Genomic DNA, 26,857 nt, shown 5'->3' with positions numbered 1-26,857 from the left:
CTTATTCCTTTATTCTATTCTTTTTTTGCGTTCAGGGAATTAAATGTGAGGTAAGCGATCATGACAAGGTACATGACAACCGCCAGTATCTCGGCGGCATTGCTAGATGCCCATTCCTCGTTCATCAAGTTGATTCCGCCGAAACGTAAGGCTGCGCTGACCACGCCCATCAAGGCGCCGCCGGCGATAAAGCCGGAAGCCAGTAACGTACCTTTCTCCAAGCGGGCTGAGTTCAAGCTTTGGTCTTTGCTACGGCTTCCTACGTACCAACTGATCGCTCCACCGATCAAAAGCGGCGTATTCAGGTCCAAAGGGATAAACATACCCAAGGCGAATGCCAACGCCGGTATCTTGCAGAAGTTCAATACGACGGCGAGGACGGCTCCAATTGCGTATAAAGCCCAAGGTGCCCCCGAACCACTCATCAATGGCTCGATAACGGCGGCCATAGCGTTCGCTTGCGGAGCGGCCAATTGTCCGGTCGTGAAACCGTACGTCTGGTTCAATATCAAGATCACGCCTCCTACCGTAGCGGCGGAAACTAGTGTGCCTAGGAATTTCCAAGTCTCTTGCTTGGCGGGCGTACTACCCAGCCAGTAGCCAATTTTCAAGTCGGTAATGAAACCTCCCGCCATGGAAAGCGCTGTACAAACCACGCCTCCGATAATCAGGGCGGATACCATGCCGGCCGGCCCTTTCAACCCTACGGCGACCAAGATGATGGAGGCGAGGATCAACGTCATGAGCGTCATGCCCGATACCGGGTTCGTCCCTACGATAGCGATAGCGTTTGCCGCTACGGTCGTAAACAGGAAAGCGATCACCCCGACCAGCAATAAGCCGATGGCGGCATGGAACCAATTATGAAGTACGCCGAACTGGAAGAACAGGAAGGTGACGATCAGCGATACGATGATACCGATCGTTATCACCTTCATCGACAAATCCTTTTGCGTACGTATGGTATTACTCTCCACAGCGTCTCCTTTTCCTTTCAACTCGTTCGCCGCCAAGCCTACGGCTCCCTTGATGATTCCCCAAGAGTTGATGATGCCGATCACCCCGGCGGTAGCGATACCTCCGATACCGATGTGGCGGGCGTAGGTGGTGAAGATTTGCTCGGCGCTCATGCTCCCGACGGTCGCCGTGATAGCGTCATTTCCGAACGTAAGCACGTCGGCGCTGAAAATGGCGGACATGGCGGGGATGATTACCAACCATACCAAGAATGAACCGGCGCAGATGATCAAGGAGTATTTTAATCCGATGATGTAACCCAGACCTAGTACGGCAGCGCCCGTATTGACTTTCAATACGATCTTGGCCTTCTCTGCCAGCATCTCACCGGCTCCGACGATACGGGTACTGATCGTCTCGCCCCACCAACCGAAGGTGGCGATGATGAAGTCGTACAAACCTCCGATTAATCCGGCGAAGATCAAGGGCTTCGCTTGGCTTCCGCCTTTCTCGCCGGAGACGAGTACTTGCGTGGTAGCCGTAGCCTCCGGGAAGGGATACTTACCGTGCATATCGGATACGAAATATTTACGGAACGGGATTAATAGCAAGATCCCGATGATACCTCCTAACAAGGAACTCATGAAAACCTCGAAGAAATTGACCGTGATCTCCGGATATTTGTCTTGCAGGATATAAAGGGCGGGCAAGGTGAAAATGGCCCCCGCCACGATCACGCCGCTACTGGCCCCGATAGACTGGATGATGACGTTCTCTCCCAAGGCGTTCTTCCGCTTGAATCCGCTGGACAACCCTACGGCGATGATAGCGATCGGGATGGCGGCCTCGAATACCTGACCGACCTTCAGGCCCAGATAAGCGGCCGCCGCGCTGAATATCACCGCCATGACCAATCCCCAAAGGACGGACCAAAGCGTAACCTCCGGATAGTGTTTGTTGGGAGACATAAGAGGCTTGTAGCTTTCCCCTTCTTTTAATTCTCGGTAGGCGTTTTCTAGCAGCCCGGTTACCTTTTCTTCATTTTCTGGTTTCACGATATTAAAATGTTAGATTATTAGTTCGTAATAGCTCCACCAAACGGGTGTTGGGTGACAAATTTATGTTTTCTGGCTGAGACATGCAAGGATTCTTTAGAATAGTTAGGGCAACCGTACCCAAATTATCTATATGAATTCTTACCCAGTAGCGTATGAATTCTTGTTCGCATGCTGTATAATTCTATAAACCACGGCGTGATCTGTACAGACCAAGTCGTGGAATATACAAATCACGTCGTGGTCTGTACATCCCACGGCGATCATTTGGAAATAGATCAAGTAGCAAGTATGTTTGTATATGGCAAAAAGAATGTTTATTACTTGAGGACATGAACAATTATACCTAGAGCAGTTATAGTTGTACATATCAAGCAAGAGATGTGCGACTTGAATGGGATGGGGGAGAAGCCGAGTAAATAATTTGAGGTTTATCGTTAATTCGTAAATTCTTTCTATTTTTGTAGTCAAATACAGAAAGTAGATGAATCAAAGATATCCTTCAGCCTTGTTGGAAAATGCCGTGAATGAATTGGCTTCCTTGCCGGGGGTGGGGAGGAAGACAGCGCTCCGGCTAGCGCTTTATATGTTGCGCCGGGACGTCGGCTATACGGAAAACTTCGCCGCGGCCTTGGTTGCCCTCCGTCGAGACGTGAAGTACTGCAAGGTCTGCCATAATATATGTGATGATGAGGTTTGCTCTATTTGCGCCAACCCCAGCCGTGACCATTCCTTGGTTTGCGTGGTAGAGAATATCAAGGAGGTGATGGCGATAGAGAATACCGGGCAATTCCGTGGCGTATACCATGTGTTGGGCGGGATCATCTCGCCGATGGATGGTATCGGACCGGGCGACTTGCGTATCGACAGTCTGGTGCGACGTGTGGCCGAAGGTGAGGTGAAAGAGATCATCTTGGCGTTGAGCACTACCATGGAAGGCGATACGACTAACTTTTTTATTTACCGGAAGCTATCCGGTTACGATGTGAGGATCAGTGTCATCGCACGTGGCGTATCTATCGGTGATGAGATCGAGTATGCCGACGAGATCACCTTAGGACGATCCATTATCAATCGTACCGAGTTCAATCTCACCTCTTCTAATTCATAAATCATAACTCATAATTAATATCCGGAATGACCTACGAAGAAACCAAGTTGTCCGTTATCATCGTTAACTATAACGTGAAGTATTTTCTGGAGCAATGCCTCTATTCTGTCCGTGCCGCCGTAACGGGGATGGACGCCGAGGTGTTCGTGGTGGATAATAACTCGACGGATGGATCTGTCGAATATCTCCGGCCTAAGTTCCCGGAAGTGGTTTTCATCGAGAATAAAGATAATCCCGGTTTCGCCAAGGCCAATAATCAGGCGATCCGTCAGTGCACCGGGGAATACGTGTTATTGCTGAATCCCGATACCGTGGTGGGAGAGGAGAGCCTCCGCAGCCTGTGCTTCCAGATGGATGAGGATCCGGAGATCGGAGCTATCGGCGTGAAGATGCTGAATGGACACGGGGTATTCTTGCCGGAGAGCAAACGGGCTTTCCCTTCGCCTTGGGTGTCGTTCTGCAAGATATTCGGCCTTTCAAAGCTGTTTCCTAACTCTCCTGCATTCGCACGTTATAGCCTGCCATATCTGGATAAAGAGCAGACGCATAAGGTGGAGGTGCTGGCGGGTGCGTTCATGTTGCTTCGCCATGAGGCGTTGGATAAGGTTGGCTTGTTGGATGAGTCGTTCTTCATGTATGGGGAGGATATCGATTTGTCTTATCGGATCGTGTTGGGAGGCTATAAGAACTTGTACGTGCCGGAACGGATCCTGCATTATAAGGGGGAGAGTACGAAGCATGGTGACTTGAGGTACATAAGGGCTTTTTACGGCGCCATGTTGATTTTCTATAAGAAATATTATCCGGGGTCCGGTTGGTTGATGCGGATACTGATCCGGTTGGCTGTCCTGCTGAAAGCTTGCTGGGCGACGATTTCAGCCCCTCTACGCAAGAAGGCTAAAGCGGTTAAGCATCGCCGCCTTTTGATCTTGTGTAGGGAGGATCATTTTGAGGAGGTAAAGGCCGTTTGCCTGAAAGCTATGCCGGATCTGGAATTCGTGAATCTCTGGGATTTGGACGTGGAGCGTGTGATGGATGCTATCTGTCGCAAGAACCAGATGAAAGGCTTTACGGACTACGCTTTCTGCTTCCCCGATGCCCGTTACGAGCAGATGCTCTTGTTTATGGACAAGCTCGTGAACAAGAAAGCGGTTTACCATATATATACGAAGAAGAGTGGTCGGCTTGTTTAAGTAATCCTTGGGTAAATATGTTATTGTCGAATGATAGAGTCCGTTTGAGGGCATTGGAACCAGAGGATCTGGAGTTGTTGTATCGTTGGGAGAATGATCCGGAGTTATGGGAAGTAGGGAATACCTTGGCTCCCTATTCCCGTTATATATTGAAGGAATATATAGCGGGTAGCGACCGGAGTATCTATGAGTCTCGCCAACTTCGCTTCATGATCGAGGAATGCGATACGGGGACTTGCGTGGGGATCGTGGACTTATTCGATTTCGAGCCGCACCCGAACCGGGCGGCTTGCGGTATTATGCTGGATCGTAAGTATCAAGGACGTGGCTTCGCTACGGAAGCGTTAAGACTATTGATGGAATACGCTTATACGTTTTTGAAGCTTCATCAACTTTATGTGCATATTCCCGTGGCGAACGAGCCTAGCAAGAAATTATTTACCCGTCTGGGATTTGTCGAGGCGGGGACGCTTAAGGACTGGATCAGGACACCGGATGGTTATTCCGATGTCTGCATAATGCAGTTAATTTAAATACGGGTCCTTCGGATATTTTGTCCAAGTTTTATAATCATTGCCTAATAATTCTACGGAATCTTTCCAATAGCCCTCCCCATCGGCAGACAGGATATTATCGGTGGTGATATGGCTTACGGCCCACGAGTTCCGTTTGATTTCATGGTTTAATTGCCCTTCGGTCCATCCGGAGTATCCCAAGAAAAACTTCACTTTCCCATCGATTGGGTGCCCGTTGAGGATGTATCGTTTCAATGCGTTGAAATCCCCGTCGAAATATAAATAATCATTGATCTTTAATGCGTCCGGAATGATATTATCCCCTAAGGAATGAATAAAGAACAAACGGTTGGGGCTGACCGGCCCCCCCAGATAAATCGGTATCTCCGGAAATTCGGCAAACTCCTTGAAAAAAGAGTTTACGATAAGATCCGTTTTTTTATTCAAGACAAATCCCATCGATCCGTGTTCCGTATGCTCTATTAATAATACGACGGAACGTTGGAAATAGGCATCTTGTAAAAAAGGCTCGGCAATCAGAATACTTCCTTGAATAGGAAGGACATCGTTATGTGTTATTTTAAATATATTTTTATAAGATGCCATGATCGTGAATGTTAGGTTGTTACTAATTCACCGACAATATAAGGCGTTTTTTAATAAGAAGCAAATGAAAAGCCCGGGATTCAAGTTAATAAACGTGAACCGACCGGGCTTATTGTTAATTTATGCTTGATGATTTTCCTCGAATAATCTCAGTCTTTCGTCCAGCAAATCATATTGGTGATCTTTTATGAAAGAGGTACAAGCCCGTAGTCCTTGTTGGTTACTGCCTGTGGTACTTAATGATATGGCGCTTACTCCGTAATAAACCAGCTCTTCCATCAATTGTCCGCCGGTCATTCCCGGGTAACCGATCGTGAAATAGAAACCGTCGGCTATCGGTTGGTCTAGATCGTGATCATAAACGATTGTGAAACCATGATCCGTAAAAATCTTCTTTAGTTTCTCCGCTCGGCGTCCGTATTCTTTCACTTGCGAGACAAAGTCGAACGTACCGTCCGCGGCGGCCTTGAACATGGCGGCTAAGGCGAATTGGGCCGAGTGGCTGGTTCCGGAAGATAGGGCGTATAAGACACGGTGGATATATACCGTACCGAACGTACCGCCTCCATAACGCTGAGTCAATCCCGGATAGGAGCGATGGTAAAGTTTATTGGAGATCGCTGTCACGCCGATACGCTGTCCGGCATAGCTGAACGCTTTGGAACCGGATATCTGCATGATATAATTATCGGTATAACGGGCTACGCTCGCTTGGTAAGGAGGCTCGAAAGGACATCCGAGGTCCTTGCGGAAATCCATGGCAAAATAGGCGAGGTCCTCTATGACGATCACGTCGTATTTGTTGGCCATCTCGCCGATGATCTTCAACTCCTCATCGGTGAGGCAGAACCAAGCCGGATTGTTCGGGTTGGAATAGATCATCGCGGCAATATTGCCTTTGGAAAGATGCGTTTCCAAGGCCTCACGCAATCGCTCGCCACGGTATTCGTATACGTCGAACGACTCATATTTATAGCCCATAACGGCTATTTGCTGTTTCTGCACGGGGAATCCGGGGTCGATAAACAAGATGGTGTCTTTTCCCGGCGTACATTGTCCGGCCGTAAGGAAAGAGGCGTATGTGCCCTGCATGGAACCGGTTACGGGTACGCAACACTCCGGGTCTATATCTATATTTATAAACGCCTTGATAAAGCGGGAAGCTTGCTTTTTCACTTCGGGAGTTCCGTTGATGTTCGGGTAGATAGACGCTATACCGCTACGAAGGGCTTCGATCTCAGCGTCTACGCCTACTTGAGCGGCTTTCAAGCCCGGTACGCCCATTTCCATATGGATGAACTCGGTTCCCGTTTCTTGTTCCAATTGCGTGGATATGGCAACTACCTCCCGGATAGTCGCTTTCCCAAAATCGGGAAGTCCAAAGCCATCGATAATCCGTCTGGCTGTCTGATAGTCTACAGGAGTATTTTTCATGCTAGTGTTAATTATATATGAGGGACAAAAGTATGAAATTTATCGATTTGTTCTAATTTTTTCATCCTAAACTATTGCTAATTCAAAAAATCCACCTATCTTTGCATCGCAATTCAACGGAATAGCGATAAAGAATAACATTTTGGTCTGGTAGTTCAGCTGGTTAGAATACATGCCTGTCACGCATGGGGTCGCGGGTTCGAGTCCCGTCCAGACCGCTTTTTATTTCTCCTTCCTCTTTTTAAATTTTCCTTTAATACATATTTTAGTACGATATCATCCGGTTCGATGGATTTTGCCTGATGGCATGAGGTTGTTATATTGGGAATGTTTATCTTTGAGACCAATAAAACAGATAGCCTTATGGAGAATCTAATAAAGATCGATACCGTTGATCAATACAACAAGATGTTTGGCTTGGAGACGTTGCACCCATTGGTGAGCGTGGTAGATTTATCCAAGTCCGAGACATGGCCTACTAATTTCCGGGTTAATTATGGTATATACGGACTTTTCCTGAAAGATACGAAATGCGGGGATATTCGGTATGGGAGGCAATATTATGATTATCAAGAAGGAACCGTAATAGGATTCGCTCCCGGGCAGGTGACGGGTATTGAGCTTAAGGATGGGACCCGGCCTTTGGCGCATGGGTTGCTTTTCCATCCGGACTTGATCCGTGGTACGGCTTTGGGACGGGACATCAAGCGTTATTCTTTCTTCTCCTATGAATCAAACGAGGCGTTACATCTCTCTGAGGAAGAGAAGGGGATCTTCGTGGATTGCCTGAGGAAAATCCAGATCGAGTTGGAGCACTCCATCGACAAGCATAGCAAACGGCTGATCGCGATGAATATCGAGTTGCTGCTCGATTATTGCCTGCGTTTTTATGACCGTCAGTTTACGACCCGTGCGGAGACGAATAAGGATGTGTTGGTGAGGTTCGAACGATTACTGGATGAATACCTGCAAAGCGATCTGTTAAGACAGGAAGGGCTACCTACTGTACGGTATTTCGCTGAGAAGATTTGTTTGTCCCCAAACTATTTCGGTGATCTGATCAAGAAAGAAACAGGGAAAACTGCCCAAGAAAATATACAAGACCGGATTATTTCCTTAGCGAAAGAATGGATATTAGGGACAAACAAGACCGTCAGCCAAATCGCTTACGACCTAGGATTCCAATACTCCCAGCACTTCAGCCGCATATTCAAGAAGACCGTGGGGTGTACCCCGAATGAATATCGGAAATCCCAGATGTCGTAATCGGTGTTACGGGTTATTGGATGTATTTTATGACCTTGGCGGGAACACCTCCCACGATGGCGTTATCCGGTACATCTTTAGTAACTACCGAGCCGGCTCCGACTATAGCGTTCTCGCCAATGGTTACGCCGGATAGGATCGTTGCGTTCGAGCCTACCCAGACATTCTTTTTCAGAACGATCGGGGCAGGGTAGGTAGTGCTCCGGTCTTCGGGGGCGAAGCCGTGGTTGAGGGTGGCAAAGACCACGTTATGCCCGATCTGGCAACCGTCGTCCAGTGTCACCCCGCCATGATCTTGAAAATGACAGCAAGCGTTGATGAAAACGTTCTTACCTACCGTGATATTCTTCCCAAAATCCGTATAGAACGGGGGGAATACACGAAAAGACGGATCGACCGGTTTATTAAACAAGCGGGATAACAGCTCACGGATTTCCTCGGGATCGTGATATGAGCCGTTTAACTCGAATGTCATGCGTCTGGCCTCATCGCTCATCTCGTTCATAAACTGATGGACCTCGTTTCCTTTAAGAGGCTTTCCTGTTTCTACGTACTTTAAGAATTCGTTTAGTGTCATAATTGCTATTTTAATAAGTTCTACTTCTTGGTTTGTTTATCCCTTTTCGATTGCAACGGCAAAGATCGATGAAATCCAGAGAAACTTTTGTAGATGGATTACAGGAATTATGACCTAAATTACATTTACCGATTCTCCAAGGCCTTATATTTCTCAATCAGTTTCTTGACCGTGACAGCGTCCGAGACCTCTTGCTTATAGGTAGTCGGGTTATAATAGGCCTCGAGGAAACTGTCTGTACCGGACCAGACTGTCTCGATAATTCCTTGGAAATGGCGAGACATTTCCGGATTTGAATGCTGGCGGAAATGGATCATATCATCTACCTGTTGAAGCGCTATCTGAGGTTTACGCCAAGGGCATGTAGCAACGTCGAAGCCTTTCATGGCAAAGTAAACAGCGGTTTGCTCGGCACGCTCATAATGCCAGTCGCAGATAAAAACATCTTTCGGGATCAAGTCGATCGCACGGTAGGTATTGTTCATGCTGGCTTCCCAAGCGCCGATCCCGGTAGTCTTGCCATCGATCAGGCGGTCTCCCCATATCATCAATCGTTTGCCTTGTGAGGCTAAGTGGTTTTGTATTTTAGTGACCTCACCGGCATATAACTCAGCCTTGTCATGTCCGCCGCAACGGACGCAACTATCATGTCCGATATAAAAGACCTCGTCCATCCCGGCATGGAATAATTGAGTCTCGAAAACATCCGTCAACTCGTCTACTAAAGCGAATACGATTTTATGTACTTCCGGATGAAGCGGGCAGTAACTTTTACAATAAAGCCCGTCTGAGTTGGGCCAACCCGTATAGTTCTTGGTATCCACGTGTGGCGTCTCGTCGAACTCCGGATACTCACGTAATAAAGCGTAGGTAGTCTCAGCCCATGATTGATGCCCCAAGAGATTGATCTGGGGAGCGATACGTATTCCGTTATCCCGGCAAACCTTTACGATCTTTTTCACATCCTCTCGTGTGAGTGGGGTCGGATCCCTCAGTTCAGGATGGGACTCATAGGCATAATTCCAGTCTACCCGTAGAATCAACAAGTTGAAATGACTGGGAGCCAGTTCCTCTTGGACGAACTTCAAGAATAGATCCAACTTCTGCGCGGATGGAGCGGCGATGGCCAAGCCTCGTACGGGCATGATACTATCTAAACGGTTTGTCTCTGATTGGGCGGAAACTTGGGCCGAACCTATGGCCCATATAAGCAAGAATAGTCCGATAATCTTTTTCATATAGCGATATGTTTTAAAGTTTAAATTTTTAATTTGATGTACGCTTTCGAAGATCATCACGCACATCGTGACAGCCCGGAGGATGTCGATGGCTATGTTACGTTGCGTAAAATCTATTGGTTGATCGCTCATAATATATTTAGACTAAAGGTGAATTTAATACAAGACAAATATAATCAATAAGAGACATATCATTACATTTGTGCCTTATAAATATGAATAATAATTAAAAATGATAGACATGATAAGACAATTGATTTATTGGGTTCTCCTGCTTTTTGTTTGTATGGGTGCCCATGCCCAATTCCGGGTGACAGCCCATCAAGAGGGTTGGGACCGGATTCCTCCGCAAGCGCAAAAAGACGGCTTTTGGTTTCAACAATCCGTTTTAGCGAATATGGATGATGACACCGCTATGGAGGAGGTCATGCTTTTCGGGCGGGATAATGGGCATTACCCTACTTTCGACCTGTTTAAGTTTTATTACGTGATCGTGGATAATTATACGAGAGAGATCCAATATATATCGGATGAGATCTATGTGACAGATAAATATACGTTTACGGTGGAGGATCGCAATAATGACGGGATCTCCGAGTTATATATCGATTATTTCAAGGATGGGAAGTTTACGGTTGATGAGCGAGGATATAATTTGCGAACCACCCGTTGCTACGACCGTATCGAATGGAGCCCCGAGAGTGAAAAATTTAACCCCCAACAACCATGAGAAAGTATATCTATTTTATAGCGCTTATCTGTTGCGCCTTATCAGCCTCAACCTCTTACGCCCAGAAAAAGGTGATAAAAACGATGATGATCGCCGGGCAAGATGGCAGTCATTATTGGCGAGGTGCTTGCGAGGCCATGAAGCAGATCTTAGAGAACAGTGGAATGTTTAAGGTGGATTTCGTCTTTACCCCGGATTTCGGAGGAGATATAAATACCTTTAAGCCCGATTTCGCTAAATATAACTTGGTTGTTGTTAATTACGGAGGTGAAGTCTGGCCCGAGCCTGTCCAAAAAGCTTTCGAGAACTATGTAGCGGATGGTGGTGGGGTCGTGATTATCCATTCCTCCGTGGTACCTATGGCCGGTTGGAAAGCGTACAACGAGATAATCGGCATGGGAGCTTGGGAGGGGCGAAACGAGAAAGACGGTCCTTACCTGTATTGGAAAGAGGGCAAATATGTATACGATTATACACCCGGTTATGCGGGTTATCATGGCTTGCAGCATGAGACGATCCTAGAGCATCGTGCGCCGGAGCACCCTATTTTGAAAGGTCTGCCTATAAGATGGAAACATTTTAAGGACGAGATTTATACCCGCTTGCGTGGTCCGGTACGGAATGTGGAGATATTGGCTACCGCTTATGAGCGTGGACGCCATGAACCGTTGATGTGGACGGTGAAGTGGGGGAAGGGGCGTGTCTTTGTCGATCTGTTGGGGCATTGTGGCAATGACCCGAATATGATTTACTCGATGGAGTGTACGGGTTTTCAGGTAACCTTACTAAGAGGGGCTGAATGGGCAGCCACCGGGGAAGTGACGCAAGAGGCCCCTCGGGATTTCCCATTGGAAGATACCTGTACGCTCCGTCCGGAATTCAAGGCTCCTTTCCATGCGACGAATTAAATGCCTTAATAAGATGGTGTCTTTCGACAGAATAATCAAATTGACAAATTGTAAAGTTAAGTCCCGGAGAATCGATTTTCCCGGGACAAAGTACGGCTCGCTCCTAAATACGCAAGAGAAAATCGGTAATCATCTGTTAAATAGATAGATGTCAAAAAACAGCCTTTCATTCTAGCGGAATTAGTTCATCGTAATTCATATCTTATGGGTTGTTTGGGCTATCTCATAGGGTTACGATGGGGAAATGATAGGGTTATGATGCCTATTCATGACAGTTCATAACCCTATTCATGACTGCTTTCGATGCCCAACGTGACTATTGGCGTTGCCTAACACGACTAGTTGCGTAGGCTTTCATGACCTATCGTGTATAAAAAGCGGCCTTTTTGAGTAAAAAGCGCCATATATAGCTATCCTCTTTCCTCTACTTGGCAATCTCTCTCAAAAGGTTGTGTTACAAGATACGCCTTATATCTATTAAAAAGACAGGATTAGATCGTATATTTGTCATCTCGCTTACTCGTCATACGAGATATTCCCTAATTCCTTAATCTTCGAATCTCCGACTTGATGCGTGAATAACTCGATCAATTGAGCGGGCGTTAATGTCATCTGAGGCGAGAACTCGGAGGAATCCATATAACTTAATAAGGTATGGTATAATTGGCGGGCTTCCGGGTATTCTTGTTGGGTTTCCAAGTCTGTCATACAGATTAATAACTTACCCGGGCCGACATTGAATTCTTGGATCATCCCTAATTTATGATTACGCTCCACGTTATCGATCACTTGTACGATTGGCCTGTAATTATCCGGAAGCTGGTCCAGTATCAACGGATGGCTATTCTTTATCATCGTGAACCATTGCCAGTTTGTATGGAAATCCGTCGGGAAATGAGTGAAAGCCGGATGAGAGGGATTCATTAATAATCCGAGGGTACCCGGAGAGACCGGTTTCTTTACCCATTCGCAGATGGACTTAAACATCCGGTAATTCCAGTAATCGGTCTGGAATAATCCGTCTACCGTCACGTTCTTGTAAGTCTTGGCATCCGGGAACCACAATACTTTCGCCCCGTTCGCCAATAAGTTCTCGGCCTGTTTATCCCATTTCTTAATAACATTGATATCCGTAGGGATTTGCACGTTATTATGTTCCGGATAAATCCATAACGGATAATGATTGTGATAATCCGTGCCCTCGATCGCCAGCCGTAAAGTATAGGTCTCAGCCTCTTGAATGGCAGGTAAAGCGATATTTAATGGGCCTACCTCGGCCAACGTCCCTTGATTGATTTGCAGCGGTATGTTGTTTTGGGCGATTACTTGATCTTGACGATTTGTCAAGGTCCAAGTTAGATGTTTCCCTTTTAAAACGGTAGGTGTATAGTTCGCTACCTTGATGGAGCCTTTGATCGCCTCATTCCCGGAGTAACAGAATTTAGGCAGGAGAGCCAATAATACGACATCATCGCAAGATTCTTTCCATTCCTCGGCGGTTATCAAGCCCTTATTATCCATAAAAGCGTCCAAGATACCGACTAACGCCGTGCCCTGTCCCGGATAATCCTGTAAATCCAATAATTGGAAGCCGGCCATTCCCGGAGTACGGAACGCCATTTCCATCTCGGCCCGGTAAAGTTGCGCCATCCATTTACCGGAAGCCTTGAAGAAATCATCCGCTTGTCCGGCCATACCGGACTCGCCCAGCCGTGTGCGGAATATCTCCAGATTCCAAGGTTTTAGTGCCCCGGTATATTTCTTGATTTCCTCATAATTCGGATAACATTGGAATTGCCCGGTTTCGTGTCCGATGATAGGCAATGAACATTGTTCGATAGCGGATTCGAAATTCATGACCGAGTTTGGATAGGTATGGTTGATATAACCGCCATCCTCCGCATCTGCGAAAGAGAAGGAACCCCGGGTATGGTTGCTGAATACGTTAGCGCCGGGGACTCGACAGGTCGTGAAGTAATCGTCACCCGCCGCAGGGCCGTTGAAGCCTAGATAGTCATTCGATCCAGATGCGTATAAATGCCGTCCGTCCTCACTACGGAAACGGGCGATCATGTCCACCATCGCGTCTTGATCCCCGGAAAGCTCGTTGCCGATCGCCATCATGACGAAAGAGGCGTGATTCCCGTAAGCCTCCTGTATTTGTAATCCTTCTTTGGTGAGGAAATGGATCAAAGTGGTATCGCCCTTTTCCATCTTTCCCCAAAAAGGCAGTTCCGGTTGGAGGTAAAAACCTTCGATATCGGCCGCCTCGAAACAAGCTTTAGGAGGACACCATGAATGGAAACGGCAGTGATTGATACCGTATTCCTTGGCGATCCGGAAATAGCGTCTCCATGCTGCGGTATCCATCGGTACATGGCCTGTAAGCGGGAATACGCAAGCATCGTGTTTTCCACGAAGGAAGGTGGTCAATCCGTTGATGTTGAATTGTGTTCCTTCTGCTTTGAAATCTCTTAATCCGAAAGTAGTACTTTGGCTATCTTGGATATTCTCTCCTTGGATGTTCGCGGTCAAGCGATACAGGGTAGGGGAGAACTCGCTCCATTCCAAGGCGTCATCACCCATCGGTATTTGGAATACGATCTCGTCTTGTTGAACTACGATATTCTTATTGAATTGGATATGGTGCTCTAAGCCTGTGTTGAAAGCCTCCATCTCTATTTGAACGGCGGCTACTATCATTTGCTCGAATGGATTTGAAAGCTTTATTTTTACGTCCACCGTTTTTTGATCCGCATGTGGATATACTTGTATCCGGCGGATATGGAATTGTGGACGGGCTTCCAATTTTAGGTCTCCGATAATACCGTTCCAGTTTGTCTGCGTGGATTCCGTATAAGCGTGTGAATTGTCCAATAATTGGGGCGGAACGCTCAAACCGTTATCGACTAGAATGGTCAAGTGATGCTTCCCAGCCCGGAGATATGCGGACAGATCGTATTCTTGAGGGGTGGAAATATGGTCGGATGAACCGACATATATGCTATCTACCCATATTTGGGTCGGTTTTGTTCGCTCCAAGATTAACCAAATGCTCTTGCCTTCCCAATTCTCTGGAATCGTGATCTCTTTCTGATACCAAGCCTTACCTTGATAGCGGAAGGGCCTAGACAAATGAGTTGTCTCCTCCTTGTCATTGTTAGGGTATCCTTTTTGGTTGGTGTCCGTGGTACCCGGTAATTGAACTTGCTCGGTGACATCTGTTGAATCCAATCGTAATTCCCAGCAACCGGCAAGCGATAATTCCTCTCTACTCTCTTTGGGAGTTTGGCATGCGAATAGCATGAGCATAAGTGGAATACTCCAAAATCTCTTCATGGTAATGTTTTTACTCTAAATATGGTTTACTTAATTAATAGTGTACAAAGGTAGTATTTTTGGCCTTTTTATTAAGGAGAAGATATGAAAAAAGAAGAAGATTTTGTTATGGGCCTGTCCATCTACATGGCTTGTCTGCGTGAGAAAAAACGGTATTCCACGGCGAAGAGTTATCAAGATGCCTTGAACTCGTTCAAGTGCTTTTGCGGTATGGAGGCGATTCCTTATGCCTATATTAATAGGAACAGGCTTTTGTGCTATCAGTCATGGTTGTTGCGTGGGGGCCGTTCGTTGAATACGGTGTCCACCTATATGCGTCGGATTCGTCACATTTATAACTTAGCCGTGGAGGCGAACGAGGCTCCCTTTGTACCCAACCTGTTCAAAGATGTCTTCACGGGCGTTGAAAGCAAGCGGAAGAAGGCGTTGCCGCGAGAGATGCTGGAGCGTATGTTTAACGCTGAATTGGAGGATCAATCCTTGCGGCGTGTACAGTTGACCGTTCGGTTGATGTTCGCGTTCAGCGGGATAGCGTTTGTGGATCTTGCGCATTTGAAATGGGAGAATATCCGGGATGGGATATTGCAGTATCACCGACAAAAGAGCGGGTCTCTCATACAGCTGGAGATTCCCTCCGGGGCGTTGCGGCTGTTGGATGAGTTGTCCGCTTGTACGGCAAAGGAATCCCTTTATTTATTTCCTTTTTTGAGTGGAAGGAGAACCGGTGAGGCGGCCTACAAAGAATATAACAGGACCTTGTCCCGCTTTAACCGTGACTTGAAGTTGTTGGCGAGATCGACAGGCGTTACGCTTCCGGTCACCTCATATACGATCCGTCATTCATTCGCCTCGTTCTTGAAGGAACAAGATGTATCGATCGAGGTTATCAGTGAGTTGTTGGGGCATAAGTCTATTAAGACAACACAGATCTATTTGAAGAGCTTCTCGTTGGAACGTTTGTCGACAGTGAACCGGAATTGTTTTGAGAGCGTGTGTAAACCGATACCCAAAGTGGGGTAAGAGGCTTGCTACTCGGGAAGTAGCGTATTCTTTCACGGCGCAAAAGTAATAAAAAATAACAAATAACAAGCAATCATAAGGCTTAGTTTGTTCATTAGTTTGTGCTCCGACCTTGATTCTCCTTAAATCTTCGTTCTTATTCCTAGTGCATAGACATGGCAATAGAGACGAAATGATCTCGTATTTCCTACATCATCACGTCCCTCCTAAAAATCGAACATACATTCTTGTAGAGACGGGGCGTGCCCCGTCTCATCCCCTCAAAATGGTATTCTAAATTACTGTCAGACGGTGGGAGACGGAGCACGCTCCGTCTCTACAACTGGGTAATAACCATTTTCCAACCTTTTAAGCTACTTCCCGAGTAGCTTAATATTTCAAGCGATGGTGATTTTCAGAAAAGCCATTTTTAAAGACATAAAGTGTTGTTTATCAGGAGTAAATATGGTTCTCTTGGTAGGGCTTTGAATTGTCGTGAGGCTTGAGTGGAGATCCTGCTATAATCTTAGGAAAAGATAATCATAATGATGAATGTTTTGAGAGACGGTCGCTCGGAGAGGGGTACGGCGCGGGTTGGCAAGCGTCATGACCTGAAGACTGTACGCTGGTACGTGCTCACGCTTCCTACTACGGGTGTGGCACGACGCGACAGGATCAGCCCCGCTAAAAGCTTGGATGCCGAGCTTTCCCGGCGCAAGCGTCGTGGGGAGACGTTGTTCGAGTATTTCGCCCCCTCCTATGTGGAGGTGAGGAAGGTGGACGGAAAGATGGTCAACACGAAACGACCCCTGCTGTTCAACTACGTGTTTGTCCGGTCCTCGGTTGAGGAGATCTTCCAGATGAAGCGCACGCTTCCCCTATACAATTTCCTTCCCCGGGTCTCTTCCGGAGGCATGACTCATTTCCCTTATCTGTCGGATGACGAGATGGGGAATTTACGTTGGGTGGCGGAATCTTATTCCAACGAGCTTCCGGTGTACGTACCGGACAGCGACCGCTTGCTGAAGGGCGACCGTGTGCGTATCACGTCCGGTTATTTTACCGGTATGGAGGCGGAGGTGGTGATCCAGCCGGGTGGCGGTCATAAAGATGTGATGGCTCGTATCCTCGATTGCATGTGGGTCCCCTTGTTGGAGGTGAAGCCGGGCGAGTACGAGCTGATCGAGCTGAACACCAAGGGCAAGCACGTCTATACCCATCTGGACAACGACCGCCTGCGGGAGGGTTTGCACGATGCCTTGGGACGTTACCATGCCTCCGGCAGCGTATCAGAGGAGGATACTCGTTTGGCCCGTGAGGTGTTGAGATCCTACGGTTCGCTCCGTGCGGAGACGGACGTGATGCGTTGCAAGATCTACTCATTGCTTCTTTCTGCCTACAAGTTGTTGGGCGAGGAAGATGAGTTCGTGCGTTTGCTCGCCACGATGCGAAGCATGCTCCCGGCGGTAAAGGCGGCGCAATCCCGTGCCTTGCTGCTTGTGACGCTCTACGGTTGCACGGACAGCAGTCTCTACCGGCAGATGGCGCATGAGGTGGTGGATCCTTGGCGGGGTGAGTCCTCGCCCAAGAAAAGCAAGTTATCCTTGATCCGCCGGCTGGACGATTACGACGGGTGGCTCAACCATGAAATAAGTTAACAGTAGACAAGTGACAGTTGACAGTTTAAATCATAAATCATAAATCAAAAAGAAATGTCTTCCCTTCCTTCCGGCGTTCGTTTGGTGCGGTTGCTGAACGAGCATTTAAATGATATCATGAACCGCGAGCGTGCGAACCAAAACTCGATTCACCTGTATTGCACGGGTCCTTACTGGGTGGCATTTGAGCGCTCGGCCTATCAGTTGCGCCATGTGTTCCCGGACAGCGAGATTACGCCAATGCGTTTGCTCGGCTACCCTTTTCCTGTGGTGATGGTGTCCGTTACGGATCGTTCGCTCCGCTCGTATGCCCGCAAGCACATCTTGCGAAGAGACGACATAGATTACAAATTATTAACAGCATCCCAACTCTCCCATGAGGACTACCAAGCGTGGCATGCCGGCGAGGTGAAGGGGTTGCCTTCATTAAGTGAGATCGTATGAGTGAGGTGCAAATTCTATTATTGTTATTACTGTCCGGATATCTGATCTCCGTGTCTTTGGGCATGGTGATCATCCCGAGGATCTTGGTGATCTCCCACAAGAAAAGACTGTATGATGTCCCGGATTCTCGAAAGGTACACACGACCCCGGTTCCCCGCTTGGGTGGCCTGTCGTTTTTTCCCGTGGTCTTGATGTCGTTTGCCTTGGTGATAGGCTTTCGCCTTTATCTGTGGCCCTCGGATCTGTCTAGCTTCTCGATCGAGATGCTCCATGAGTATCTTTTCTTGTTCGTGGGCATGACACTTCTTTATCTGGTGGGTGTCTGCGATGACTTGGTCGGGGTGGGTTACCGCTACAAGTTCATCGTACAAGTCGTGTCGGCCCTCCTGCTGGTGTTGTCCGGCAATTGGCTCGATACGCTGGGAGGCCTATTCGGGATCTATTCGGTCCCGGCCTTGCTGGGTGTGCCAGTCACGGTTTTCGCCGTGGTTTATGTGACAAACGCTATCAACCTGATTGACGGGATCGATGGTCTGGCCTCCGGTTTGTGCTGTATCGCCTTATCGGTCTTGAGCGTGTTCTTTTTCATTCAAGATCAATGTGTTTATGCCTTGCTCGCTATCTGTACGCTGGGAATCCTCATGCCTTTCTGGTGCTACAATGTCTTTGGCAATGCCAACTGCGGACATAAGCTCTTCATGGGCGATGCTGGGAGTTTGACGTTGGGCTACGTGATCAGTTTCCTGATCATTCATTTATGCGTATCGAATAGTACCTCTACGGAGCGTTCGAATCCTTATTTGGTGATTGCCTTTTCCACGGTCTTGGTACCGTTGCTGGACGTGGTACGTGTGGTGCTGCGCCGCCTTCGTGAGCACAAGAACCCGTTCTTGCCGGACAAGAACCATTTCCATCATAAGTTGTTGCGCACGGGTATGCGGGTGCGGATGGTGATGGTGACGATCATTTGCGTGTCCGTTTTCTTTATCGCATTGAATATTGTATTGGCTAATCATTTGAATGTCAATTGTATATTATTTTTAAACCTGTCTCTATGGACGGTTCTTCACTTGGTGATCGATTGGCTGATCGCCCGGAATCGGCAGAAGAGGGAATCGGCATTCGACAAGAGGTTCTAGACAAGGAAAGCCGGGAAGGGCAATTCCGTCCTTCCTATAAATCAAAATACCATGAAGAAAGTATTGAAAGGCTGGCTCATCGATAATGCGGTGACCACCGACAACAAGACGGACAAGATCTTGTTACTGGCCTCGGCCGGAAGTTTAACTTTGGATGACGTGTTGGAGGAGATGTACAAGCAAGACACCGGTCTACGCCCGGAGACGATGCGTCACTCTGTGACCCTCTACCATCGGATAGTAATGGACTTGATCTTAAACGGCTATAGCGTGAACACGGGTCTGTTCCGTGCCGTCCCCCAGTTGAAAGGCGTGGTTGAGGGCGGCGCTTGGAACAAGGAGAATAATTCCATCTACGTCTCTTTCACGCAAGACAAGGCTCTGCGCGAGGCGATCGCCAAGACCGTGGTGGAGATCCTCGGCGAGAAGTCTAACATCATGTACATCTTGGAGACCGAGGATCGTAAGACGGGCTTGAAAGACGGCAGCGCCACTGCGGGTCACAACTTCTTCGTCCGTGGGGCGATGTTGAAAGTGGTTGGCGACCACGAGTCGGTAGGTGTTACGCTGACCGACTCCAAAGGTGCCACCACGAAACTGACGGACGACCAGATCACCATCAACAACCCTTCTTCGCTCACGTTGCTCCTGCCGGCTGATTTGGCGGAAGGTGAGTACACGCTGACTGTGACGACGCAGTATGGTAGTGCGGGTCACATACTGAAAACGCCTCGTAGCGTAAGTACGCAAATTTGGGTGGGCGGAAAGCCTGCTGATGGCGGTGGCGATAGCGAGAGCCCGGATGAGATCTGACATATTTGGTAAATCGCTATTACCAGTACAGATAAATCACTATTACCTGTACTGGTAAACCACCTTTACATGATAAGGTAACAGGGATTTCTCGGTTGAGTATGCTTTGGAAATAGCTTGTACATTGGTGAGACCACGGTGTGATCTGATAATGGGTGTAGGAATTATGTGAATAAAGTTCCTAATAACATTACATTGGACACAGATAATGTTAAAATCAAAATTGATTGTTAATATGACTAGGTTTAGGGTACTGCAAAGAGCCTCCCCTAGAGTGTACGCCTTGTATTGAGTTTGCATAATATTTAAATGATTTATTAATAGAGAGATGAGAGAACGTATTGTTGCCTTCGACTATTTAAGGGCTCTTGCTATTACCGGTATATTGCTATGCCATTTTTGTCATAATTATAATTCAATTTCATTTTTAGGACATTATTTCGGAGGTGTCTTTGTAACATTGTTTATCGCAATGTCTGGTATGCTATTTGGTATTGTATGGAATAATAATAGCCGGATGGAATATGATATGTCTTTTCTGAAACAAAGATTTTTTAAACTTTCAGTTACATATTATCCATTTCTGATTTTAATGTTTGCATTCCTTTATTTTGTGGATGATTATCATTTCAATGTAAAAAATCTGTTCCTAATAAATATGTTTCATTTTTGTTTTTTTATTAGTTTTGAGATATATTTGATGTTTGAGGTTGTTAGTGAAGGACGTTATTCCTTAATGCGTATTATAGATAATCCTTTTTTTGCTTTTGTAGTGTATGTGATTTCTAGTGTATTATTGGGTTGTATATTGCATTTTGTTGTAAAATACATAAAAAAATATGTGCTTTAATTGCTCTTAAGTCATGAAATATTATTCTCTGCATTGTCTGGTGTGTCTTAATAAAGTGTGTGCTTTGGATTGTTCGATTACGATTTTATGTCTGCAAATTCCGAAAACAATAAGCGAATAGCTAAGAACACGTTGTTCCTCTACATGCGCATGCTTCTGATTATGGGGGTGACGCTGTACACCAGTCGGGTCGTGTTGAGGGTTTTGGGTGTAGAGGATTTCGGCATTTATAATGTGGTGGGAGGGGTAGTTTCCATCATGAGCTTTTTTATTTCTAGTTTATCTAATGTTACCCAACGATATATGAATATAGGTTTGGGAAAACAAGACTTAATGGAGACAGGATGTGCTTTTAGACAGAGCCTAACCCTCATGTGGCTGTTATCCGTATTATTATTGCTGTTTGGTGAAACATTGGGACTTTGGTTTGTATACAATAAGTTAGTGATACCTCCAGAGAGGTTAGGTGCTGCCGTTTGGGTATATCATTTTTCATTGATCTCCATACTTTCCGCTATTAATCAAGTCCCATTAATGGGGGCTATAGTTGCGCATGAGCGAATGAATATATATGCCTATCTTGGTCTTTTTGAGGCTTGTGCTCGATTATTCATAGTCTATTTGCTTGAAGCTTTTGGAACAATCGATTCGTTGATATTGTATGGTTTGCTTATGGCTATAGTTTCTGTCTTCGTCTGGCTAATTTATGCGATATATAGTGTAAGGTCATTTACCGAATGTAAATTTAGGTTTTATTGGAATTATAGTTTGGTCGCAGAGATGTCAAAGTTTATAGGTCAAAATTTATTTGGCTGTTTCGCTTGGTCTGCAGGTGTACAAGGAACAAATATCCTTTTAAATATATTCTTTGGTCCCGCTGTAAATGCGGCACGAGCGGTTTCTGTGCAAGTAAGCGCAGTTGTTACACGTTTTACTGAGAATATGATGACAGCGGTTAAACCTCAAATAATTAAATCATATGCTTCCGGTGATTGTGAATACATGGTGACACTAATTGAGAAAAGCTCTAAATATGCTTATTTCTTAGCGGCCTTGATAGCTATACCTGTAATGGTTGAGATAGAGTTTATACTGGAGGTTTGGTTAGGTGAGGTTCCAAGCCATACTATATCATTCACTCGTCTTGTTCTGTGTGAATCCTTGATAGGAGTATTTATACCACCTCTATGGATGGCGGCAAATGCAACTGGACATATAAAAAACAGTCAAGTATATGGTAGAATGTTCACGTTGGCGATATTACCTATAAGCTATCTTTTGTTAAGATTGAATGCTAATCCGCTTGTCCCATTTATTGTTGCGGTTTTAGCAAATGTAGGATATTGGTTTTATAGTTTGTGTGATATTCATAGGCAAATACAGTTGAATATGAGAAAATACTTTCGAGATGTTGTTAGGCCTATATTAATTTTTACATTCTCATTGGTGTTAGTCGGTTCTATATTGATGTTAATCGAACCTAATGATTCAGTTTTTCGTTTCTTGATAGTTTTTTCGCTTTCCGTATTTATTGGCTTTAGTGTTATTTATAGTTTGTTGCAATCAAGTGAGCGTATGATATTGCATGCGGCTCTAAAACGATTTGTTGTTAAATAGTTGTTTTTGTTATTAATAGAGTAAAAATAGTATATAAGCAATGTAGGGTTATTGAATCATGTTAAGTAACTAGAATATATTTGATGTAATTTGAATTTAAATTATTTATATATGACTTGTGGCAATAAAAAAAGAATTCTGTTCGTGATGCAAAGCCTTTATGATGGTGGAGCGGAAAAATTATTGGTGGATATGCTTAATAATTTTGATTATAGTAAATATGATATAGATCTTTTGTTAGAACATGATTTTGGAAATTATGCAAATCTAGTGCCTTTAGAAGTGAGAAAAATAATATTATTCTATAATATTAATAGACCCTTATTAGAAAGAATGATAGGAAAAATAATGTCCTATTTTGGTTTATATTATTTTTATATATTATTTTTTAGAAGACAGATAATAATTGATAAGATGAAAGGTGAAAAGTATGATACGATAATATCTTTTTTAGAAGGACGGAGTTTGGTGTATCATAGCTTTATATTGAAGCAAGGAATTAGGCATTTATCTTGGGTGCACGTAGATCTGTTTAATTTCCATTGGACAAAAAGGTATTTCAAAAGTAATAAGCATGAGAAGAAATGTTATGAATTAATGGATGATGTGATCTTTGTGTCTAATGATGCGAAAAATAAATTTCAACAACTTTTTAATGTGACTACATCCACAAAAGTAATATATAATTTGATAGATTGTAAGACAATTGTCTTGCGGGCAAATGAGTTTAAAGTTGAGAAAAGGAAATTTACGGTTTGTCTAGTAGGAAGATTGGTTAGACAAAAACAATTTGATAGTATTATAAGAGTTGCTAGAATTTTTGTAGATAATGGATATGATATAGATTTTTGGATTGTTGGTGCAGGTTGTTTGGAGTCAGATCTTAGTAAAATGATCCATGATTTACATTTGGATGATAATGTACACCTTTTAGGTTATAAGCCTAATCCTTATGTCTATATAAAGTGTGCGGATTTATTTGTGAGTTGTTCTTTGGCAGAGGGATTTTCTTTAGTTGTGGCGGAAGCATTATGTCTGGGAAAAGCAATTGTGTCTACAAAAACAGTTGGTCCAGTAGAGCTTTTAGGGTCAAATTCCGAGTATGGGGTTTTGGCAGACAATGATGATGAATCTCTGTATAATGCAATTAAATTATTTGTCAATGATTATAATAAGGTCTTTGTCTATCAAGATAAAGCAGCAAAACGTTCTTTGATGTTTGATGTTGAAAAAACAATGAATGAAATATATAGTATTTTATGACTGGCTCATTTGTTATTAAGAAGAATAGAATTTTAGAGATATTGTTCTTTATTATAATATTTCTTGTTAATCTTAAAATGACACTAAATATATCAGACTTTGCTACAGCTAATTTATCTATACTTATTATTGGTATTTCTTTTATTTCGTTGCTTTTTACAAAGATAGATGATAATATTTATTGGATAGTTCTATTTTTTATACTTTCATTGTTTCGTGTGGAAGCATCTAAAATGTTGTTTGTGTCATTGCTGGTATCAATATCTAGGAATCTTTATATTGATAAAATGGCTAAATATTCTTTTTGTCTAACTGTATTATTCTTAATTATAAATTACGGTTTATTGATTTTAGGAGTGTTGCATGAAGAATATTCTGATTTTTTCTATAAGTCTGGAGGCGTTGTTAGTGATATGGGATATGGAAATCCTAACCTGTTTTCATTGTATTTGTTTTTCTTGGTTATTTTTCTTGTGGTTTTAAAGAAAGAAATTAATACATTTCTTGTCGCTTTTATAGTCTTTGTTATATATGAATCATTTTATTCTCGTACGGTTCTGTTCTCTGGCTGTATTCTGCTTGTTTTATCTTTTGTTCAAAAAACAAATTTAAAAAAATGTTTCTTTAATAAATATATATTGTTGTCTTATCCATTTGTGATACTATTCTTTTTTATTGTTGTTTTGTTTAATGAATCAGAGTATTCTTTTATTCATGAAATTAGTTCTGGTAGATTAAGGTATTCTTTGCTCGTATTTGGCGAATTAACTCCGAATAATTTGTTGATTGGTGCAACTAATATTGATGAGTCTATTATAATAGATGTTGCGTATATATCATTGCTGCTGTCTTCTGGAATTTTTTCTTTAGCATATTTGTATAATCTATATTGTAAGGCTGTTTCTAAGTTTGATTATAATTTGATTCTCATTCCTGTAATGCTTCAATATTTATTTTTGAGTTTGTCCGAAAGTGCTATTATTAATACATATCTTTGGGGAGGTCTGTTTTTTTGGATAGTAATGTCGGGTAAGTATTCTTGTGGTAAAACCAATTAATTATTTATATGTTTTTTGATTTAAAGAAAAAAATATCTTATAAAGAATGGAATGTGGGATTTTTTAATGCTATTCCAGAAGATTTAGTCAGTGATAATATTGATTTGTCTAATATCACTTGGTTAAGGAGAGACTCTAAATTTCATTGTTATGCAGATCCATTCATTTTAAATGTATCTGACTGCACTATTGATTTGCTTGTAGAAGATATCTTGTTAGGTAGTAAAAATGTAGCAACAATATGTCATTTGTCTGTCGATAAATGTACAGGTGAAATAATTGAAAAATATACGTTGATAGATGATAATATACATAACTCTTATCCCTTGATTATTAGAGGTGATACTCTTGATGAGGTTTATATTGTTCCTGAAAATTCGTATTCTACAGAACTTAATGTTTATAAGTATAATACTTTGTTACATTCTTGTGAACATTTCAGTACTATGCTTCCTGTTGCAGTTGCGGATGCTACAATCTTGCCTTATAATGGAGCCTTTTATCTTTTTGCAACTTCAAGAAATGCATATAATAAGGATTTGTATATGTGGACTTCAAATAATAGATTATATGGATACGATTTGTCTCCAATATTAATAAAATCTAATTTGTTTGGGAGCAGAATGGCTGGTGATTTCATGTACGTAAATAATACTGTATACAGACCAGCTCAGGATTGTTTACAAGGGTATGGTAAAGGTATTATTCTGTATAAAGTTGAGGATATTTCAGATAAGTCCTATAATGAAACAAAAGTAATATCCCTTTATCCTGATTCCTCGTCATATTACTCGGATGGTTTGCACACGATAAATTTTTATAAAAGCATATGTGTTATAGATGGTTATAAGAATCACTATATTCCTTTTCAGAAAATATATCGTAAATTATTTGATAAGTATAGATCATGAATATCTTGTTTATTAGTTTATTAGATCCTTCTGAATCAGGTAGTGGCAATCAAAAAGTCACTTTGTTGTCTGCCAAATATTTGTCTAGTGTTGGAATTCATTGTTTTATAGCTTATTTTAAAGATTCTGAATATAGTTCCTCTCAATTAGTCTTTGATGCGAAATTTAAAATTGATTATAATGATTTAGATGGTTTCCGTTCTTTTCTTATTGATAATGAGATTTCTATTATTCATAATCAGGCATCAAGAGCTGTTAATATGAAATTCCTTGGTCAAGCTGTTGCGGGATTAAAAGTGAAAATTATATCAGTTTTGCATAATCTTCCAGGAACAGAGAATATTAGATATAATAAGCAATCTCTTTTGTTTCAAGTTCTTAATAGGCGGATTTCTTTTAAGTGGCTTATTTATCTTTTATTGTTATTCTTCTACCCTATTACTCGTTTTCTAGTTAAATATACTACCAAAAGGAAGTATAAATCTATCTATAAATACTCAGATGCTTTAGTTCTCCTATCTGATGCTTATATACCCATTTATAGATCTATTGCTAATTTGAAGGATTCTTCTAAGATGGTCTCAATTCCCAATTTTCTCTCATTTGATTATGTTGAGCGTAACTATTCTAAAACAAATGAATTGCTAATTGTGGCTCGATTTGATGAAATATCTAAGCGTATATTACTAGCATTAAAAATTTGGAAACATTTTTTATCTACTTATGACGTGAGAGATTGGTGTTTAACTATAGTTGGTTATGGAGAGTGGGAATCTGTTTATAAAGACTTTATAAATAAAAATGATATTGTAAATGTGAAATTGGTTGGGCGTGATGATTCAAAGAAATATTTTGAACGTTCGTCAATACTAATGTTTACCTCTTTATTAGAAGGTGCTCCACTAAGTCTGCTTGAAGCTATGCAGATGAAAGTAGTCCCTATTGCTTTTGATGATTGTATGGCTATTCGAGGTTTCTTAATTAATGATGTTAATTCAAAAGTTATTAAGTCTTTGGACATATCTGAATATTCTCGCTCGATTTATGACTTAATTACTAATGAAAAATTGCGTTGTAAACTTTCAGAGAATGCTTTTAATTGTCTCCATTATTTTACTGTAAAAAATGTTATGCTAAGGTGGGTGGATTTGTATAATAGTTTGTTGAAATAATATA

General features: G+C 43.4%; 23 protein-coding genes and 1 tRNA gene. 18 read left to right on the top strand and 6 right to left on the bottom strand.

Going from position 1 to position 26,857, the window contains the following annotated elements; all coding sequences use genetic code 11:
- Window positions 1-14: 14 nt before the first annotated feature.
- Window positions 15-2,012 carry an OPT family oligopeptide transporter gene (locus ACESPU_RS01975; RefSeq protein WP_005856211.1) on the bottom strand — a complete coding sequence of 666 codons (1,998 nt, stop codon included), beginning with the start codon at window positions 2,010-2,012 and terminating at the stop codon, window positions 15-17.
- Window positions 2,013-2,496: 484 nt separating this feature from the next.
- Between ACESPU_RS01975 and recR the strand changes: the two genes are divergently transcribed.
- Genes recR through ACESPU_RS01960 form a run of 3 tightly spaced genes read left to right on the top strand, consistent with a single transcriptional unit; the run spans window position 2,497 to window position 4,849 of the window.
- A complete protein-coding gene (gene recR / locus ACESPU_RS01970) occupies window positions 2,497-3,123 on the top strand; it encodes a recombination mediator RecR (RefSeq protein ID WP_005868175.1) in 627 nt (208 codons plus the stop codon).
- Between the two features lie 26 nt (window positions 3,124-3,149).
- Entirely contained in the window at window positions 3,150-4,316 is a 1,167-nt protein-coding gene (locus ACESPU_RS01965) for a glycosyltransferase family 2 protein (protein ID WP_005868176.1), read from the top strand.
- A 17-nt stretch (window positions 4,317-4,333) separates the two neighbouring features.
- Complete coding sequence (locus ACESPU_RS01960) at window positions 4,334-4,849, top strand: GNAT family N-acetyltransferase (protein ID WP_373133104.1); 516 nt, start codon at window positions 4,334-4,336, stop codon at window positions 4,847-4,849.
- Here the strand turns inward: ACESPU_RS01960 and ACESPU_RS01955 are convergent.
- Together ACESPU_RS01955 and ACESPU_RS01950 are read right to left on the bottom strand one after the other, a co-directional pair.
- Complete coding sequence (locus ACESPU_RS01955; protein ID WP_005856219.1) at window positions 4,841-5,437, bottom strand: YqgE/AlgH family protein; 597 nt, start codon at window positions 5,435-5,437, stop codon at window positions 4,841-4,843. The genes ACESPU_RS01960 and ACESPU_RS01955 overlap by 9 nt on opposite strands.
- A 120-nt stretch (window positions 5,438-5,557) precedes the next feature.
- Window positions 5,558-6,871, bottom strand: a complete 1,314-nt coding sequence (locus ACESPU_RS01950) for a pyridoxal phosphate-dependent aminotransferase (protein WP_005868178.1) — start codon at window positions 6,869-6,871, stop codon at window positions 5,558-5,560.
- A 144-nt stretch (window positions 6,872-7,015) separates the two neighbouring features.
- Here ACESPU_RS01950 and ACESPU_RS01945 point away from each other — a divergent pair.
- A tRNA-Asp gene (locus tag ACESPU_RS01945) sits at window positions 7,016-7,089 on the top strand.
- 145 nt (window positions 7,090-7,234) lie between these two features.
- Window positions 7,235-8,137, top strand: coding sequence for an AraC family transcriptional regulator (locus tag ACESPU_RS01940; RefSeq protein ID WP_005868179.1), 903 nt, complete (start codon window positions 7,235-7,237; stop codon window positions 8,135-8,137).
- A gap of 13 nt (window positions 8,138-8,150) precedes the next feature.
- Here ACESPU_RS01940 and ACESPU_RS01935 read toward each other — a convergent pair whose 3' ends face one another.
- Together ACESPU_RS01935 and ACESPU_RS01930 are read right to left on the bottom strand one after the other, a co-directional pair.
- Window positions 8,151-8,714 carry a sugar O-acetyltransferase gene (locus tag ACESPU_RS01935; protein ID WP_158533023.1) on the bottom strand — a complete coding sequence of 188 codons (564 nt, stop codon included), beginning with the start codon at window positions 8,712-8,714 and terminating at the stop codon, window positions 8,151-8,153.
- Between the two features lie 125 nt (window positions 8,715-8,839).
- Window positions 8,840-10,084, bottom strand: a complete 1,245-nt coding sequence (locus ACESPU_RS01930; RefSeq protein WP_373133103.1) for a family 20 glycosylhydrolase — start codon at window positions 10,082-10,084, stop codon at window positions 8,840-8,842.
- Between the two features lie 100 nt (window positions 10,085-10,184).
- Here ACESPU_RS01930 and ACESPU_RS01925 point away from each other — a divergent pair, with 100 nt between their 5' ends.
- Together ACESPU_RS01925 and ACESPU_RS01920 are read left to right on the top strand one after the other, a co-directional pair.
- Window positions 10,185-10,682, top strand: coding sequence for a hypothetical protein (locus tag ACESPU_RS01925; protein ID WP_373133102.1), 498 nt, complete (start codon window positions 10,185-10,187; stop codon window positions 10,680-10,682).
- Window positions 10,679-11,590 (top strand): ThuA domain-containing protein, encoded by a 912-nt coding sequence (locus ACESPU_RS01920; RefSeq protein WP_005856231.1) that lies wholly within the window; start codon window positions 10,679-10,681, stop codon window positions 11,588-11,590. Before ACESPU_RS01925 ends, ACESPU_RS01920 begins: the two co-directional genes overlap by 4 nt.
- Window positions 11,591-12,106: 516 nt before the next feature.
- Here ACESPU_RS01920 and ACESPU_RS01915 read toward each other — a convergent pair.
- Window positions 12,107-14,929, bottom strand: a complete 2,823-nt coding sequence (locus ACESPU_RS01915; protein WP_373133101.1) for a sugar-binding domain-containing protein — start codon at window positions 14,927-14,929, stop codon at window positions 12,107-12,109.
- 84 nt (window positions 14,930-15,013) lie between these two features.
- On the opposite strand from ACESPU_RS01915, the gene ACESPU_RS01910 reads away from it, so the two are divergent.
- From ACESPU_RS01910 to ACESPU_RS01860, 11 genes are all read left to right on the top strand, one after another.
- Window positions 15,014-15,949: a site-specific integrase gene (locus ACESPU_RS01910; protein WP_122145115.1), complete on the top strand. Its 936-nt coding sequence runs from the start codon at window positions 15,014-15,016 to the stop codon at window positions 15,947-15,949.
- Window positions 15,950-16,473: 524 nt separating this feature from the next.
- A complete protein-coding gene (locus ACESPU_RS01905; protein WP_217799585.1) occupies window positions 16,474-17,586 on the top strand; it encodes a transcription termination/antitermination protein NusG in 1,113 nt (370 codons plus the stop codon).
- Window positions 17,587-17,640: 54 nt separating this feature from the next.
- Window positions 17,641-18,030, top strand: coding sequence for a hypothetical protein (locus ACESPU_RS01900; protein ID WP_009017866.1), 390 nt, complete (start codon window positions 17,641-17,643; stop codon window positions 18,028-18,030).
- Window positions 18,027-19,169: an MraY family glycosyltransferase gene (locus ACESPU_RS01895; RefSeq protein WP_005856244.1), complete on the top strand. Its 1,143-nt coding sequence runs from the start codon at window positions 18,027-18,029 to the stop codon at window positions 19,167-19,169. The genes ACESPU_RS01900 and ACESPU_RS01895 overlap by 4 nt, the downstream gene beginning before the upstream one ends.
- Window positions 19,170-19,220: 51 nt before the next feature.
- Window positions 19,221-19,982 carry a DNA-binding domain-containing protein gene (locus tag ACESPU_RS01890; protein ID WP_005856246.1) on the top strand — a complete coding sequence of 254 codons (762 nt, stop codon included), beginning with the start codon at window positions 19,221-19,223 and terminating at the stop codon, window positions 19,980-19,982.
- A 328-nt stretch (window positions 19,983-20,310) separates the two neighbouring features.
- Entirely contained in the window at window positions 20,311-20,832 is a 522-nt protein-coding gene (locus tag ACESPU_RS01885; RefSeq protein ID WP_009017867.1) for an acyltransferase family protein, read from the top strand.
- An 87-nt stretch (window positions 20,833-20,919) separates the two neighbouring features.
- Window positions 20,920-22,449 (top strand): membrane protein, encoded by a 1,530-nt coding sequence (locus tag ACESPU_RS01880; protein WP_008778277.1) that lies wholly within the window; start codon window positions 20,920-20,922, stop codon window positions 22,447-22,449.
- A 111-nt stretch (window positions 22,450-22,560) separates the two neighbouring features.
- Entirely contained in the window at window positions 22,561-23,712 is a 1,152-nt protein-coding gene (locus ACESPU_RS01875; RefSeq protein WP_005868195.1) for a glycosyltransferase, read from the top strand.
- Window positions 23,709-24,770, top strand: coding sequence for a hypothetical protein (locus ACESPU_RS01870; RefSeq protein ID WP_005856270.1), 1,062 nt, complete (start codon window positions 23,709-23,711; stop codon window positions 24,768-24,770). The genes ACESPU_RS01875 and ACESPU_RS01870 overlap by 4 nt, the downstream gene beginning before the upstream one ends.
- Before the next feature lie 8 nt (window positions 24,771-24,778).
- The gene (locus tag ACESPU_RS01865; protein ID WP_005856272.1) at window positions 24,779-25,681 is read left to right on the top strand and encodes a hypothetical protein; all 903 of its coding nucleotides are present in this window, start codon (window positions 24,779-24,781) and stop codon (window positions 25,679-25,681) included.
- Window positions 25,678-26,853 (top strand): glycosyltransferase, encoded by a 1,176-nt coding sequence (locus ACESPU_RS01860; RefSeq protein ID WP_005856274.1) that lies wholly within the window; start codon window positions 25,678-25,680, stop codon window positions 26,851-26,853. Before ACESPU_RS01865 ends, ACESPU_RS01860 begins: the two co-directional genes overlap by 4 nt.
- Window positions 26,854-26,857 lie beyond the last annotated feature (4 nt).

It is taken from the genome of Parabacteroides sp. 20_3 (assembly GCF_964238835.1).
GTDB classification, from domain to species: domain Bacteria; phylum Bacteroidota; class Bacteroidia; order Bacteroidales; family Tannerellaceae; genus Parabacteroides; species Parabacteroides distasonis.
The sequence above is the reverse complement of the archived record's forward strand: the minus strand, read 5'-3'. Positions and strand labels throughout refer to the sequence as shown.